General features: G+C 43.8%; 11 protein-coding genes. 4 read left to right on the forward strand and 7 right to left on the reverse strand.

Annotated elements, in window-relative coordinates:
• Positions 1 to 473: 473 nt before the first annotated feature.
• Positions 474 to 1,670: a hypothetical protein gene (locus NBH01_RS25895; RefSeq protein ID WP_234141733.1), complete on the reverse strand. Its 1,197-nt coding sequence runs from the start codon at positions 1,668 to 1,670 to the stop codon at positions 474 to 476.
• Positions 1,671 to 1,834: 164 nt separating this feature from the next.
• Here NBH01_RS25895 and NBH01_RS25900 point away from each other — a divergent pair, with 164 nt between their 5' ends.
• The 3 genes from NBH01_RS25900 to NBH01_RS25910 all read left to right on the forward strand — a co-directional run bounded on the left by NBH01_RS25900 (position 1,835) and on the right by NBH01_RS25910 (position 6,917).
• Positions 1,835 to 3,013, forward strand: a complete 1,179-nt coding sequence (locus tag NBH01_RS25900; protein WP_008763300.1) for an ATP-binding protein — start codon at positions 1,835 to 1,837, stop codon at positions 3,011 to 3,013.
• 33 nt (positions 3,014 to 3,046) lie between these two features.
• A complete protein-coding gene (nifJ, locus tag NBH01_RS25905) occupies positions 3,047 to 6,604 on the forward strand; it encodes a pyruvate:ferredoxin (flavodoxin) oxidoreductase (RefSeq protein WP_008767789.1) in 3,558 nt (1,185 codons plus the stop codon).
• Positions 6,605 to 6,728: 124 nt separating this feature from the next.
• The gene (locus NBH01_RS25910) at positions 6,729 to 6,917 is read left to right on the forward strand and encodes a hypothetical protein (RefSeq protein WP_008763298.1); all 189 of its coding nucleotides are present in this window, start codon (positions 6,729 to 6,731) and stop codon (positions 6,915 to 6,917) included.
• A gap of 10 nt (positions 6,918 to 6,927) precedes the next feature.
• Here the strand turns inward: NBH01_RS25910 and NBH01_RS25915 are convergent, their stop codons facing one another.
• From NBH01_RS25915 to NBH01_RS25925, 3 genes are read right to left on the reverse strand one after another with little or no spacing between them, the layout of a single operon-like run.
• Positions 6,928 to 7,788, reverse strand: coding sequence for a glycine betaine ABC transporter substrate-binding protein (locus NBH01_RS25915; RefSeq protein WP_250700365.1), 861 nt, complete (start codon positions 7,786 to 7,788; stop codon positions 6,928 to 6,930).
• 27 nt (positions 7,789 to 7,815) lie between these two features.
• The gene (locus NBH01_RS25920) at positions 7,816 to 8,646 is read right to left on the reverse strand and encodes an ABC transporter permease (RefSeq protein ID WP_008763296.1); all 831 of its coding nucleotides are present in this window, start codon (positions 8,644 to 8,646) and stop codon (positions 7,816 to 7,818) included.
• Positions 8,643 to 9,869 (reverse strand): quaternary amine ABC transporter ATP-binding protein, encoded by a 1,227-nt coding sequence (locus NBH01_RS25925; protein ID WP_008767787.1) that lies wholly within the window; start codon positions 9,867 to 9,869, stop codon positions 8,643 to 8,645. The genes NBH01_RS25920 and NBH01_RS25925 overlap by 4 nt, the downstream gene beginning before the upstream one ends.
• 605 nt (positions 9,870 to 10,474) lie before the next feature.
• Here NBH01_RS25925 and NBH01_RS25930 point away from each other — a divergent pair.
• Positions 10,475 to 11,629, forward strand: a complete 1,155-nt coding sequence (locus NBH01_RS25930) for a glycosyltransferase family 87 protein (protein ID WP_225680667.1) — start codon at positions 10,475 to 10,477, stop codon at positions 11,627 to 11,629.
• Here NBH01_RS25930 and NBH01_RS25935 read toward each other — a convergent pair.
• The 3 genes from NBH01_RS25935 to NBH01_RS25945 all read right to left on the reverse strand — a co-directional run bounded on the left by NBH01_RS25935 (position 11,592) and on the right by NBH01_RS25945 (position 16,264).
• Positions 11,592 to 11,924 (reverse strand): MGMT family protein, encoded by a 333-nt coding sequence (locus tag NBH01_RS25935; RefSeq protein ID WP_225680665.1) that lies wholly within the window; start codon positions 11,922 to 11,924, stop codon positions 11,592 to 11,594. The genes NBH01_RS25930 and NBH01_RS25935 overlap by 38 nt on opposite strands.
• A gap of 27 nt (positions 11,925 to 11,951) precedes the next feature.
• Positions 11,952 to 14,696: a hybrid sensor histidine kinase/response regulator transcription factor gene (locus NBH01_RS25940; protein WP_317197863.1), complete on the reverse strand. Its 2,745-nt coding sequence runs from the start codon at positions 14,694 to 14,696 to the stop codon at positions 11,952 to 11,954.
• 341 nt (positions 14,697 to 15,037) lie between these two features.
• Positions 15,038 to 16,264, reverse strand: coding sequence for a toxin-antitoxin system YwqK family antitoxin (locus NBH01_RS25945; RefSeq protein WP_225680661.1), 1,227 nt, complete (start codon positions 16,262 to 16,264; stop codon positions 15,038 to 15,040).
• Positions 16,265 to 16,533 lie beyond the last annotated feature (269 nt).

The following is a 16,533-nucleotide window of genomic DNA, read 5'->3' on the forward strand; positions in this document are numbered from 1 at the left end:
TCGAACGATAGAAATCGCCAAGAAGTTCAAGCTGATAAGGACTAAAGGTCATGTCACTCTTTTTCATCTTTTATTCATTTTAGTTGATACTTATAGTAGTCAACCAAATCCAGGGTAAGACATAACCGCATGTTCCAATCACATTGAACGCATCAGCTACTTCAATAGTACTGCTCTCTCTGAAAACATTAAATCATATATCAGTCAATAATACATAAATTATCAGTCCTTAATACTTGATTTCTCAATTATTAATATCTGAGAAATCAAACGTTAACAGTTGAGATATCAGATATTAACATCCTGTAAATCAAAGAATAACACAGTAAAAACGGTATTTATCAGGACGATGCAGAGTGAGAGCAAGTCCTTGCTCTCACTCTGCTACCACTGGATCTCTAACAGCTAAAACATCGATGAATAAAGGGATACAGACGAACTGTTAGAGCATGAGAGCAAAAGCACTATCTTTTTCACTGGGGGAGAGTAAGCAAAAGAAACGCACGATACCGGCTTTGAGGCGTCACCGGTACTAACGGCAAATATCCGGCACACACCCGATTATTCTCTACGGACAAAGGGAACGAAGCCGACATCTGCCGATGTTCCTCCAAAGCCTGACCGGCTAAAGGATAATAATCAATCCGAAAAACTCCTTCCGCATCCGCAGCCAAATAACGATCCGTCAAGAGCCATGCCACCACCCCCATATTCATTCGCAGATTAATTTCGACACAAGGATGAATCCGGTAAACAGGCGCTTCATCCGGAAAATGACAAATCATCATATCCACTCCCAAGTATCCATGATAAAAGCCACCGAACAAAGCTGACAATTCTTCTTCCAAACGAGTCCGCAGCCTGATAAATTCTTCTTGTGGCACATAAGCCGATAGTTTCTGCAGAATCTTCTCGTCAGACAGCAAGTCATTCCCTGCATACATCCCACTCCCACCCGTGTGGAAGACCGAATATCCAGCAAAAACAACCCTTCCTCTCCCGTCAGCATAAAACTCCATAGCGAAATCTTCCACCTTATTATATATAGGTTCGCCTACCACCCCACCCTGAGAAGCAGCGACACGGGCACACCAACCGGAAATAAAAGTAGTAAATATGCCTTTACACCAATTCAATCCTTTCCCGCTTCCGGAAAGCGGAGCTTTTAACAAGCACGCTTCCCGCCCTTCGACGAACGCACTGCACTCCGCCAAAGTACTCAAATAAAAAGATTCTCCACAGAAGTATTCATTCAACCGCAACCCAGGCAACAACTTTACCGCCTGCAGACGATGCGAATGCTCTCTCAGAATATTCATATAATCCGCAGAAGGCAGCTCCGTCTGATCTGCCCCCAATGTCATCAAACGCTTCCGCAAAGCAGGGTCCCACCCCCACGGAGAGAACTTCCGGTCTTTACCGTCAGCCACTTCCGGTTCCGTCAACAAGGCCACATCCATGCCCAAAAGTTCACTCTTTGTTTTCAGGAAGTCCGCATTATAAGCAGACGGTGCAAGCACCGCACTTCCCACTTCGGCATACCACATAGGAAGCAACGCCAGGTCACTCGCCATCTGTCGGGCGGAAGCCGGCGCCATATAGTTCGTCTCACCGCTTGCCAACGCCATATCATGCTCCGGATTGAATATATAAACAGGTCTTTTCGTCATGTCAAAGATGGATTCAACACATTATTCTGCAAATATATACAGGAAATAATCAGGAACTTACACAATAAAGAGAAACTTATAAATTAAAGCACATTTTTGCTATCTCTACTTTGCAAATCCTAAAAAAAGCACTATATTTGCCAGCCGAAAAACAAAGAAACGAAATGGAATCATTCTATCGCACACACGCCTACCTCGTTGAGCACACCAATGCCCCCGTTCGCCGCGATCTTATGGACGAGATCGACTGGAGTGACCGTCTGATTGGTATCAAAGGGACACGTGGCGTAGGAAAAACCACTTTCCTCCTGCAGTACGCCAAAGAGAAATTCGGCACCGACCGTTCCTGTCTGTTCATCAATATGAACAACTTTTATTTCTCCGGTCACAGCCTTGTTGACTTCGCCAACGAGTTTCAGAAACGTGGCGGAAAAGTACTGCTGATCGACCAGGTGTTCAAACATCCCGAATGGAGCAAAGAGCTACGAATGTGCTATGACCGTTTCCCCAGCCTGAAGATTGTCTTCACCGGTTCTTCCGTCATGCGACTCAAAGAGGAAAACCTCGAATTGCGTGACATTGCGAAAAGTTATAACCTGCGCGGATTCTCTTTCCGTGAATTTCTGAACCTGCAGACAGGAATGAAATTCCGGGCATACAGCCTCGAAGAAATCCTCAGTACACATGAACAGATAGCCAAAGGAGTACTTTCCAAAGTACGACCGCTGGATTATTTTCAGGATTACCTGCATCATGGTTTCTACCCTTTCTTCCTTGAAAAACGTAATTTCTCGGAGAATCTGCTGAAAACAATGAACATGATGGTAGAAGTGGATATCTTGCTGATCAAACAAATTGAGCTGAAATATCTTTCAAAGATAAAAAAATTACTATATTTGTTGGCTGTGGACGGACCGAAAGCTCCGAACGTGAGCCAACTGGCAAGTGACGTACAGACATCCCGCGCTACGGTAATGAACTATATCAAGTATCTGGCAGACGCGCGTCTGATTAATCTGGTTTACCCGAAAGGAGAAGAATTCCCAAAGAAACCGTCAAAGATTATGATGCACAACTCTAACCTGATGTACTCCATTTATCCGGTGAAAGTGGAAGAACAGGATGTACTCGACACGTTCTTCGTTAACACTTTATGGAAAGACCATAAGGTACATAAAGGAGATAAAAACGTCTCTTTCATGGTAGACGAAGTGATGCCGTTCAAAATTTGTGCGGAAGGTACAAAAATAAAGAATAACCCGGACGTGACGTATGCGTTGCAAAAGGCTGAGATAGGCCGCGGCAACCAAATACCTCTTTGGATGTTCGGATTCTTATACTAAAAAGATTTATTTACTTAAATATTTAATTTAGTTATGACTAAACAGAAGAAATTCATCACATGTGATGGTAACCAAGCTGCAGCACATATCTCGTATATGTTCTCTGAAGTAGCAGCTATCTACCCCATCACTCCTTCTTCGACTATGGCTGAGTACGTAGACGAATGGGCTGCCGCAGGACGTAAGAACATCTTCGGCGAAACAGTATTGGTACAGGAAATGCAATCTGAAGGTGGTGCTGCCGGTGCAGTTCACGGTTCTCTTCAGGCTGGTGCATTGACTACTACTTACACTGCTTCTCAGGGTCTTCTTTTGATGATCCCTAACATGTACAAGATTGCCGGTGAATTCTTGCCTTGTGTATTCCACGTTTCTGCTCGTACACTGGCTTCTCACGCATTGTGTATCTTCGGTGACCATCAGGACGTAATGTCAGCTCGTCAAACCGGCTTCGCTATGTTGGCAGAAGGTTCTGTACAGGAAGTTATGGATTTGGCAGGTGTTGCTCATCTGGCTACTATCAAATCACGCGTTCCGTTCATGAACTTCTTCGATGGTTTCCGTACTTCTCACGAAATCCAGAAGATCGAAATGTTGGAAAACGACGACCTCGCTCCGCTGATCGACCAGGAAGCTTTGGCTGAATTCCGTGCCCGTGCACTGAATCCGATGAAGCCGGTTGCCCGTGGTATGGCTGAAAACCCCGACCACTTCTTCCAACATCGTGAATCATGCAATAACTACTATGAAGCAGTTCCTGCTATCGTAGAAGAATACATGAACGAAATTTCCAAGATCACAGGCCGCAAATACGGTTTGTTCGATTACTACGGTGCAGAAGATGCAGAACGCGTAATTATCGCAATGGGTTCTGTAACTGAAGCTGCCCGCGAAGCTATCGACCACTTGGTAGCAAACGGCGAAAAAGTAGGTATGGTTGCCGTACACTTGTATCGTCCGTTCTCTGCTAAACACTTCCTGGCTGCTGTACCCAAGACTGCAAAGAGCATCGCAGTGCTTGACCGTACAAAAGAACCGGGTGCTAACGGCGAACCTCTTTACCTTGACGTTAAAGACTGCTTCTATGGCGCAGAAAATGCTCCTGTTATCGTTGGCGGTCGCTACGGTCTGGGTTCAAAAGATACCACTCCGGCACAGATCATCTCTGTATTCGAAAACTTGGCTATGCCAATGCCGAAGAACCACTTCACTATCGGTATCGTAGACGACGTTACGTTCACTTCTCTTCCTCAGAAAGAAGAAATCGCTCTGGGCGGTGAAGGTATGTTCGAAGCTAAATTCTACGGTCTGGGTGCTGACGGTACAGTAGGTGCCAACAAGAACTCTGTTAAGATTATCGGTGACAACACCGACAAACACTGTCAGGCTTACTTCTCTTACGACTCCAAGAAGTCGGGTGGTTTCACTTGTTCTCACTTGCGTTTCGGTGATACTCCGATCCGTTCTACTTACTTGGTAAATACTCCGAACTTCGTTGCTTGTCACGTTCAGGCTTACCTGCACATGTACGACGTAACACGTGGTTTGCGTAAGAACGGTTCTTTCTTGCTGAACACCATCTGGGAAGGCGAAGAACTGGCTAAGAACCTGCCTAACAAGGTGAAGAAATACTTTGCACAGAACAACATCTCTGTATACTATATCAACGCAACTCAGATTGCAATGGAAATTGGTTTGGGCAACCGTACCAATACAATCCTTCAGTCTGCATTCTTCCGTATCACAGGCGTAATCCCTGTAGATCAAGCTGTTGAACAGATGAAGAAATTCATCGTTAAGTCTTACGGCAAGAAGGGTGAAGACGTTGTTAACAAGAACTACGCTGCTGTAGACCGCGGTGGTGAATACAAGACTCTGACTGTCGATCCTGCTTGGGCTAACCTGCCGGATGATGCAAAAGCAGAAAACAATGATCCTGCTTTCATCAACGAAGTAGTTCGTCCGATCAATGCACAGGACGGTGACTTGCTGCCGGTATCTGCATTCAAGGGTATCGAAGACGGTACTTGGTATCAAGGTACTTCCAAATACGAAAAACGTGGTGTAGCTGCATTCGTTCCCGAATGGAATGCTGAAAACTGTATTCAGTGTAACAAGTGTGCTTACGTTTGTCCTCACGCTTCTATCCGTCCGTTCGTACTCGATGCTGAAGAGCAGAAGGGTGCTAAGTTCGAGCAACTGAAAGCTGTAGGTAAAGCATTCGATGGTATGACATTCCGTATTCAGGTAGACGTTCTCGACTGTCTGGGTTGCGGTAACTGTGCCGACATCTGTCCGGGTAATCCGAAGAAGGGTGGTAAGGCATTGACCATGAAACACCTTGAAAGCCAGTTGGCCGAAGCTGATAACTGGACTTACTGCGCTGAAAACGTGAAGAGCAAACAACACCTGGTAGACATCAAGGCTAACGTGAAGAACTCTCAGTTCGCAACTCCGTTGTTTGAGTTCTCAGGCGCTTGCTCCGGTTGTGGTGAAACTCCGTACGTGAAACTGATTTCTCAGTTGTTCGGTGACCGTGAAATGGTTGCTAACGCTACAGGATGTTCTTCTATCTACTCCGGTTCAGTTCCTTCTACTCCGTACACTATGAACGAAAAGGGTCACGGTCCTGCATGGGCTAACTCCTTGTTCGAAGACTTCTGTGAATTTGGTTTGGGTATGGAACTGGCTAACGAAAAGATGCGTGCCCGTCTGGTGAAAGTAATGAACGAAGCTATCGCTTCTGATTGCTGCCCGGCTGAATACAAAGAAGTATTTGCTGAATGGATCAACAATATGCTGGATGCAGAAAAGACTAAGGAACTGGCCGAAAAGATCATTCCGATGGTAGAAGCTGCTAAAGATAAATGCAACCACTGCAAGCAAATCGCTGATCTGCAACAATATCTTGTTAAACGCAGCCAGTGGATCATCGGTGGTGACGGCGCTTCTTACGATATCGGTTACGGTGGTCTTGACCATGTAATCGCTTCCGGTAAGGACGTCAACATCCTTGTATTGGATACTGAGGTTTACTCTAACACAGGTGGTCAGTCTTCTAAAGCTACTCCGGTAGGCGCTATCGCTAAGTTTGCTGCTGCAGGCAAGCGTGTACGTAAGAAAGACCTCGGTCTGATGGCTACTACTTACGGTTATGTATATGTTGCTCAGATTGCTATGGGTGCTGACCAAGCTCAGACTCTGAAAGCTATCCGTGAAGCTGAAGCATATCCGGGACCATCACTGATCATCGCTTACGCTCCATGTATCAACCACGGTCTGAAAGCTGGTATGGGTAAGAGCCAGGAAGAAGAAGAAAAGGCTGTTAAGTGCGGTTACTGGCACTTGTGGCGTTACAACCCTGCTTTGGAAGAAGAAGGCAAGAATCCGTTCCAACTGGATAGCAAAGAACCTAACTGGGAAGACTTCCAAGGTTTCTTGAAGGGTGAAGTTCGTTACGCTTCTGTAATGAAACAATATCCTGCTGAAGCTGAAGAACTGTTTAAAGCTGCTGAAGAAAACGCTAAATGGCGTTACAACAGCTACAAACGTCTTGCCAGAGAAAATTGGGGAGCTGATACAGCTGAATAATAAGTAGAAATACTTTGTACATAATAAAAGGCAGGAATCCTGGAAACAGATTCCTGCCTTTTTTGTTTATATCTTAGAAGTAACGATTACTTCTCACGAAGATATTCATTAAAACTCTAAAGATATGATCGGATTTGTTATTTGGATTATCGGTTTGATACTGACTTTCAGAGCTGCCATAGAGATTTGGAATATAAATGCGGCTGTAGAGAAAAGACTTATAGCGATTGTATTAATCGTTCTTACCAGCTGGCTGGGACTACTTTTCTACTACTTCTATGGTAAAGAAAGAATGGCAGGATGGTTAAAGTAGTGTTTGCATATCAATCTTTCTCAGGAATCCAACTGTTTACCAGTTCCTGATGTTCTTCCATCCATTGACGGGCAGCCTGTCTTTCCATTGTCTGCGCCTCTTCCAGAGCAGTCATTAAAGAGCTGATTTCCGCATCAGTCAGACGAATGTTGCCCAAAAGTTCGGCAGCAAAAGGGTCTTTCTCACTAAAACCTTTCCATGCTATGGTATGAATGGATTCCGTATTTCCATATATCAGCTTCGGGTCCTGAAGAACTTTCAGCTTGAAACGGTCGAACATCCAGTGAGGCGTCCATCCCGTCACGACAATCCAGTCTTTCTTATCAATCGCTTTCTTTAGGGAAGCAGTCATGGCAGGTCCGCTCGAAGTCATCAGTTTATAATCCAATCCATAGTCTTTGATGGCCTGATCGGTAGCTTTCATAATACCGGCTCCGGCATCAATATCGACAATCTGACCGGAGAAACGTTCCTTTTCCGCGTTCAGTTCTTCGATTGAGTTGATCGTAACGTAATCCGGAACCACCAGCCCGATACGGGCACCATCATAAATATCCCCGATAACTTCGAGTTTATCCCCGTATTGTTTCATATAATCTTCCATAGTGACAGGCATCCAGACATCCATAAATACGTCTGCTTTCTTACGGGAGATAGAGGTAAATATAGGTGCAAGGTCGGCATTCAGCAACTTTACATCGTATCCCTGATCTTCAAAAATCGCTTTGGCAAGGTTTGTCATGGCAATCCCTTCCGACCAGTTGGCATAAGCGATACTTATCTTCTTACTCTTTCCGTTGTCTCCGCAGGAAACGAAGGTTAAAAGTATGCCGGCAATAAACATTGCCGCAATCATTTTTATCTTATTCATTGATTATTCCTTTCTTTGGTGTGATTCTTATTTCTTTTTACTTTTTCTGTTATCTGCCATACCCTGAGTGATGCGGTCCAGCACGATCGCCAATATCACGACTGCGATACCGCCTTCAAATCCGAGTCCGATTTTCATTTGGGTGATACCTTTCAGCACGATTTCTCCCAATCCTCCCGCAGAAATCATGGCAGCAATCACTACCATCGAAAGTGACATCATGATCGTCTGGTTGATTCCCGTCAGAATAGTAGGCAACGCCAAAGGCAATTGCACCTTATAAAGAAGCTGCCAGGGAGTAGCTCCAAAAGAACGGGAGGCTTCTACTACGTTTTTAGGAACCTGACGAATGCCCAGGCCGGTCAGACGAACCACAGGAGGCATTGCAAAGATGATGGTGGCAAAAGCTCCCGGCACAGTTCCCAATCCGAAGAATAGGACAGCAGGAATCAGATAGACAAAGGCAGGCATTGTCTGCATAAAATCGAGGACAGGGCGCATTATCTTGTTACAACGATCACTGTTGGCAGTCCAGATTCCCAACGGAACGCCCAAAAGCAATGCCAGACAGGTGGAAGAAAGTACTAATGCCAGTGTCTGCATCGTTTCTTCCCAAAAGCCCATGCCGTAAATAAGTAATAAACCTAAGAGGGTAAATACGGCTGTCCCCTTACCCGACTTAAACCAGGCGAGTGCAGCCAGCACTGCGATTGTGATATAAAAAGGTATTCCAAACAGTACGTGCTGAAAACCGTCTATGAATCCTCCAATCCCCATACTGAGAGCATCAAAAAAGGAAGCAAAATGTTCTGTGAGCCAATTTATGGCTGTCTCTATATATTGTCCGATATTTATCATAATTCTATTGCGTTTTGAATGATTTCATTAATTTCTTCTTTATCTTTTCCCGTTACTTCGATGATCAATGAGGAAAGTGGCACTACGCCTTCAAACTCCCGATTCTCATTTACGACCCAGATTGGCGAGTTCGTTTTTGTCATCAACGGAAGAATATCTTCCAGCACCGTATCCCCCAGTACCGAATGAACTTCATGTCTTACTACAGACTCGATGGAGCGGATTTGCTCTTTTCGCAGTTTCAGCAAGTCGTTCAACCGCACCTCTCCTACTAACAGATTATTGGAATCGACTACCGGAAGAACGGTCAGATTCCGTTCGCGCATCTTACGGATCAGCACCTCCGGACCTTCTTTCTTCAAACGTGCCACTATGGGTTTATCTACCATAACTGAGGAAGCCGTAATAATCTTGCTTCGATCTACATTCTCCACAAATCGTTCTACATAAGCGTTGGCAGGTTCGGTCAGGATTTCTTCCGATGTACCGATTTGTACAATTTCTCCATCCTTCATGATAGCAATCCGGTCGCCCAATTTAATCGCTTCACTCAGGTCGTGAGTAATAAAGACAATCGTTTTTTTCATCTTCGACTGCAAAGTCAGCAGTTCATCCTGCATCTGTACGCGGATCAAAGGATCGAGTGCCGAGAAAGCCTCATCCATCAACAGGACTTCGGGATTATTGGCCAAAGCCCGCGCCAGCCCGACACGCTGCTGCATCCCACCCGACAATTCACTGACCATCTGATTCTCGTAGCCTTTCAGTCCCACCAGTTGCATACTTTCCATCGCTTTCTGCTCCCGTTCTCCCTTTTTAACTCCCTGTAGTTCGAGTCCGAAAGCTATATTATGCAAGACAGAACGGTGAGGAAGCAGACCGAAGTTCTGAAAGACCATAGCCAGTTCTTTTCGGCGAATCTGCAACAGTTCTTTATCCGATACTTTGGCTATGTCTGTTCCATTGATAATCACTTCTCCGGAAGTAGGGCGTATCAAACGGTTGATGCAGCGGAGTAAAGTGGACTTTCCACTACCGGACAGCCCCATAATGACGAATATTTCGCCTTCATTAATGGAAAGATTCGCATCTTTCACCGCAACTGTACATCCGGTCGCTTTTAATATTTCACTTTTTGTTTTACCTTCTTTCAACATCTTCAAAGCCTTCTGCTTCTCATTGCCAAAAACCAGATAGAGATCTTTAATTTCTATTTTACTCATACAATAAAATGGTTTAGGTTATTAAAATAATATATACAGCAAGACAAGAACAAACGATAACAGGAATTTTTCTTTATATCGTATAAAGTTCTGATTTAAATACGGGACAAATAACAATGAATCCCGAAATAATTAATAAAATGATTATTGACAGACTGAGTAATTAAAAAAGGAATAGAATTTGATAAGATAATCCTTTCAACGAATAGCAAAAAAATAGCATTTTTATGTATAAAAACAGTCTGTTCCAGTATCTTGCTGGCACAAAGATACAAAAAACAGATTAAACATGCAAATTATATTCAAAATCCGGGGCATACAGAGGGCTTTATTTGTAATGATATGGAAAGTTTTCGGGTAATATTCCCCTATCACTCAGCAAAATAGAACAAACCGGCAGATAAATATAAAATAAGTTTGAATATTTCACCTAAACACCGTATATTTGGCATCAATAACTAAACTAGATTTATATGTTCAACAGGGCTATTACAATTTTCCTGGGGAAGGATAATTGTCATTACACAACAAAAGAAAAACAAACAGGTACTGCCACACTAGACGACAAAAGCCAAGTACAGTTCCTTAGTAAAAAGAACCCCAAAATGCCGTTTTTCTATAGCCGGCAGAATCTCTACATGATAGGTTTCCTGCTCGCTTTTATAGTGACTCTGCTCGAATTTATGCGAGGACGGCATCAAAACTTTAGGGTCTTCTCAGACGCTACTCAATTCTTCTGGCAAGGCATCAGCCCATACACAACCGAATTTGTAGAAGCTCACGGACGCTACTTCCTTTATTCTCCTGTTTTCACGGTATTGTTCGCTCCGTTTGCGTATCTGCCTGCATGGCTGGGACCTTTCGCATGGAATCTATTCAATTATTCATTGTTCTTTGTGGCGATCTTCACGCTGCCCCAACAATTCACCCAGCAGCAGAAATGCCGTATGTTCCTTTTTCTGTTACTGATTTTAGGACAAAGTTTACTTTCATTTCAGTATAACATAACGGTAGCCTATTTATTCTTATTCGCCTATACGTTATTGGAAAAAGACCGTGGATTTCTGGCTGTTCTGTTCATCATGATTTCGGGATGTACCAAAGTATATGGAATTTTCGAACTGGCATTGTTGCTGTGCTATCCTCACGTATGGCGTAACTTTGGCTATGCCGTTGCAATGGGCATTGTATTGCTTGCGTTACCGTTAATCAAAATAGCTCCTGCAGATTTGCTCCCCTATTATGAAGAATGGTGCCATAGTCTTGCTGTTCATCAATCCACCGGAGCTTATGATTCATTTTTCTATGCCCGCCCCATTGCAGCATGGACATTGCCACATTTCCGTGCACTTCAGATAGGAATGCTCGGTCTGCTGACTCTGCTCTTTTTGGGGAATTTCCGCAAATGGTCGTCTTTTGCCTTCCGTGCCCAAGCTTTGGGCATTCTCATGGGCTGGGTAGTATTACTGAGTGACTCCGCCGAGAAACATACCTATATTATCGCATTGGCAGGTTTCATGCTCTGGTATTGGAGCAGACCAACACGTACCGCAACAGACAAGATTCTATTTTGGTGCTGTTTTGTGCTGTTATGTATCGTTCCTATCGACATATTCGTCCCTGTTCCCATCAGAGATTTCATTACCAGGACCTTATGGCTTCATGTATGGGTTTTCTTTATTGTATGGATACGGATGATATGGCTTACCTTCCTTGCATCCTTCATTCATCCACGTGCCACAAATGTTCTTTCAGATTAACGCATCCGTTAGCTTTGAAAGAAACTTCTTCTGCCAGCAAGAGTTGTTTTTGTTCCACCCAACCGGGCACCAGCCTTCCGATGGAATTTACAACTCTATGGCAAGGAATGGATAATTCATCCGGCACTTCTTTCAATGCACGCCCCACCATCCGTGAGCATTGGGGTGCCCCCAAGAGCAAAGCAATACCTCCATAGGTAGATACTTTTCCCACAGGTATCTGGGATACGACTTCGTACACTTCCTTCCGAAAGGATTCGGAAAAACTCTCTTTATCTACTTTATAATCTTTCATATATCCCTCTTTACGATCTCAATGAAATCATCCTTTCCTTTTCAAGAAGTCTGTCGGGCTCTCTCCGAACTGCTCTTTATAGCACTTGGTGAAATAAGAAGGTGAACTGAAACCGACTTCATAACCAATCTCCGCTACGGTCATGTCCGAAGAAGCAAGCAAAGAAGCTGCCTTCTTCAAACGGGCGATACGGAGCAATTCATTCGGAGAGTAGTTAGTCAATGATTTAATCTTGCGATAAAGCTGCACACGGCTTAGTCCCATGTCTTTGCCCAAGTCCTCCACATTCAAACCGGAGTCTCCCATTTTCTCTTCAATCAATGACTTGAATCTTTCTACAAAATCCTTGTCCATATCGCAGACATCTTCTTTTGCCAATGTCTGCCCGTCACCAAAGAACTGTTTCAGACGACGGTGAGAATCGATCAGATTGCGGACACGTGCCAGCAACAGCTGTGAACTGAACGGCTTTGAAATATAAGAATCCGCACCACCGTCATATCCCTGAATACGCTGTTCGTCCAGTGAACACGCTGTCAGCAGAATAACCGGAATATGACAGGTCTGTAACTCACTTTTCAGCCGGCGGCAACATTCAATGCCATCAATGCCCGGCATCATCACATCAGAAATGATCAGGTCCGGAACATACTTCATAGCCTTACGGATTCCTTCGGAGCCGTCTGCCGCTTCAATCACCGTATAGTCTGTATGCAACAGCGTATGAACATACGAACGGATATCCTCATTATCATCAATAATCAATACGGACGGTTTGGAAGAGTCATATCCTTTTTCCAGTTCTTCCTCTTCTGCCAATAGAACATCTGTTGTACGGGAATCCGCAGAAACAAGGGTGGTATCCGGTTCGGCAGCAACAGCCTCGCAAGACTGTACAGGCAGTTCAACGGTAAAGACCGTGCCCTGTTTCTCATCGCTCTCTACAGAGATCATACCACCGTGCATTTCTACGAAGGCTTTTACCAATGCCAGTCCGATTCCCGAACCGGTATGGTGCATATCGATCTTATAGAAACGGTCGAATACATTGCGGATATGTTCGGCAGAAATCATGGAACCGGTATTTGCCACCGTGAAACGTATCCATCGCTTGTCCTCTTTACTAAGGGAAGACAGACGGATGGCTATTTTCCCGTTTTCCGGTGTAAACTTAAAGGCATTGGACAGGAGATTGAAATAAATACGTTCCAGCTTCTCCATGTCTGCCAGTGTATGATAATCCGTATCCGGCATACTATCAAAAGAAAAATGGATATGCTTCTTACGGGCTGCCGCCTGAAAAGACTCATTCCATCCTTCGAAAGAAGAAAGGACATCCACCGTAACCGGAGTATATTCCATCTTGCCGTTTTCATATTTACGGAAATCCAGAATCTGATTGACCAGACGCAGAAGGATGTTCACATTCCGCTGAATCAGCATGAGCATCCGGTGCTGATCTCCGCTCAGTGTCTTGTCCGCCAACAAATGTTCTACCGGATCGGCAACCAATGTCAACGGAGTACGGAAGTCGTGAGAAATATTGGTGAAGAATACCAGCTTGGCATGAGTAGCTTCTTCCAGTTGATGAGAAAGTTGTATCAATTGGTCACGCTGTTCTTCCAGTTTGTCACGTTGCTCTTCCAATTGTTGCTTCTGCTTAAAAAGTTCTTTATTCAAGCGATTCTTTGAGCGGAGTGATTTATAAACGACCAATAATAAGCCGGCTACCAATAAAAGGATAATCAGACTGCCGTATAAAACGACCTGTTGTGTAGCTACCTGAGAGAGATAGCCACCGATACGTCCGTTGAGCGTTTCAATCTTTTTGTCGAGTTCGGAAATGTGTGTGGTCTGCAACTGCATGACGTGTGCGTTGGTACGGTCCACAACAGCGGTATTCATCACCGTTTCTTTGGGATAGGGTTTCTTCTCCAGAATATCCATAGCCAGTTGCAGTACCTTATCACCATTGGTCGGATAGATAAAGGTGGCATCCAGCACACTGTCCAGAACCAGTTCCAGTCCGTTTCCCTTACCCGGCAAGGCATCTATGCCGACAAAAATCATTTCCTTCTCCCGCCCTGCCATCTTTGCTGCCTGATAGGCACCCGGAGCGATACGGTCATTATGGGCATACACAGCATCAATCTTAGGATGCCTCCGAAGCATACTATCCATTTCTATCTCTGCCGGACCACGTTCCCAAGCAGCATCCGCTTTATCAATCAGCTTTATATCCGGGAATTTACTGATGGCAGCCATAAATCCCTGATGCCGTTCCATTGCAGGAGTCGAACCGCTCAATCCTGTCAGTTCTACTATATTTCCCTTCCCTTTCAGACTGGAGGCAATATAGTTTCCTACCGAACGACCAATTTCATAATTATCGGCTCCGATATAGGCAGTATATTTATCCGAAAGAATCTTCCGGTCTACAAGAATAACGGGGATGCCTTTCTGATAAGCTTCTTCTACAATCGGAGTCATAGGAGCAGCTTCGTTAGCGGAAATAATCAGCAGATCGACTCCTTCGTCCATAAAATAATGGACATCTTCCGCCTGCTTACTGTTATCATCCCCTGCCGAACGGATTTCCACCGAAACACCATTATAAAACATCGCTTCCCGAAGAATCTCATCATTCATCTTATGTCGCCATGAATCATCGCTGCATTGAGCCACCCCAATACGAAAACGGGGTGTATCCTGCCGGCAAGCCGTCATCCCGATTAAACAAAACAGCACCAGCATCCACTTCAGATATCTCATCGTCTTCATCCATCTCATCATTTCGTAGTTCTTTCTGTAATCCAATTAAGAACAAAAATAAGAAATAATACTGTAAAGTTCTCTAACTTCAGCTATTTATTATTCTAAAAAGAAGGAAAGCAGTCCTCTTTCAGACCATCGGAAAGTATTAACAAAAGTATAAAGCGTAAAACAAACACTTAATCAATGTTATAAAACATAGCGTTTTACTTGGATAATTTGCAGATTTCACAGAAGTCCGTATCTTTGCACTGTGTTTTTCATAGTATTAGATTTAAGGTTAACAAAGGTTGGAGCAAGGCGTTGCTCCTTTTTTTATGCCCTGACCTTTCATCTACCGGTTAGTTTTCATCCCATTCCTTTTCCAGTTTACCATCAATAGTGTAGCGTTTCCATCGTCCTACACGGCGACCATTCTTATATTCCCCACATTCACGAAGCTGGTCATTCTTTACATAACGAGCTTCGAACGGTCCGTTCTGCCTTCCGTTCACATAGGTAGAAGTTTCCCAATAATCAAAGCGGTTGCTCACTATCAGCCGTCGTTCCTTGCCATGCAATCTGCCGGCCTGATAGGTAGCTTCATATCTCAATTCACCATTTTCCAGATTATATTCACGGTATAAACCGTCTTTACGATCGTTCTTCATATAATATTCTTTCTGCCTTACCCCACTTCCGTTGGCAAATGAGACATGGAGTCCATCTTCTTTTCCATCCAGATAGGTTTCAATCATCAGCGTATCTCCGCTTTCAGCAAAAGTAGTCCACCGACCATTCTTCTTTCCATTCTTATAACTACCCAGTATACGTGGCGAGCCAAACGTAAACACGGACGAATATTCACCGTCCTGCAAACCTTCTTCATTGAAATAAACGGTCTCATACAAATCATATGTACCTTTCAGAAAAGTATACTGTTTGCCTACCTGCTTCCCGTCCTTGTAATTATGCTCTTTCCGCAAAGTACCGTCAGATTCGTACGACAGTTGCTTCCCGTGCTCTTTCCCCATCCGGAAGTTTCTTTCACTTTCCACTTTTCCGGTAGTAAAGTAACTTTTGCTCGTACCGTCCAGCTTACCTTCCTTATAGGACTTTTCTTCTTTCAGCTTACCGTCAAACTTGGAGTTAATCTTGAAGAGGCCATCCTTCCGCCCTTCTTTATAACTTCCTTCCGTTATTAATATATTGTCCACATATTCTTTGTATCCGCCATCATAAAAACCATCTTTAAAAGATGCCAGCACATAGGCGGAATGATAACCATCTATGATGCGATGTTCGCCATTCAATGCTTTTTCCGTTTTCAGTTCCCGAAACAACAGTCTGCCATCGCCTACATTGACAACGGATACCTGATCGATCTTATATTCCTTTTGCGCAAACAAAGGAAGAGCAAGATATAAAAACAAAAATACGTTCCAGCTTTTTGATCTGAGGAAGTTTGAAATGTGTTTCATAAAGTAGTTTTCTCTTTTTAATTTATTATTTAAAGACCTGCCGCAAAGATAGGCAATCGGCTTATAAAACAAGGCAAAGAAGAGGGGGACAATTAGAAAAAAGAACATCTGTTATTATCATTCTAATAATTAACAGATTAAGTAGTAAATCAAAACACAGGGAAGGGGGACATTTACTGAAATAAGAAACAGAAAAGAAGGTGTGTCAAAAGCAACTAAATTCCCCTCCTTCAGGAAGGAGGAGAGTTTAGTTGCTTTTGACACATTTACATTTGCAGTATTAAATATCACAACAAAATATAAGTGTATATTTGAAAAGTAGAGTTGCAGTGAACTAACTTTGACACTAGTCTTAAATGACTATAGGCTGAATCAGA

The organism is Bacteroides sp. B1-V-101, assembly GCF_023656585.1.
GTDB lineage: Bacteria > Bacteroidota > Bacteroidia > Bacteroidales > Bacteroidaceae > Bacteroides > Bacteroides thetaiotaomicron.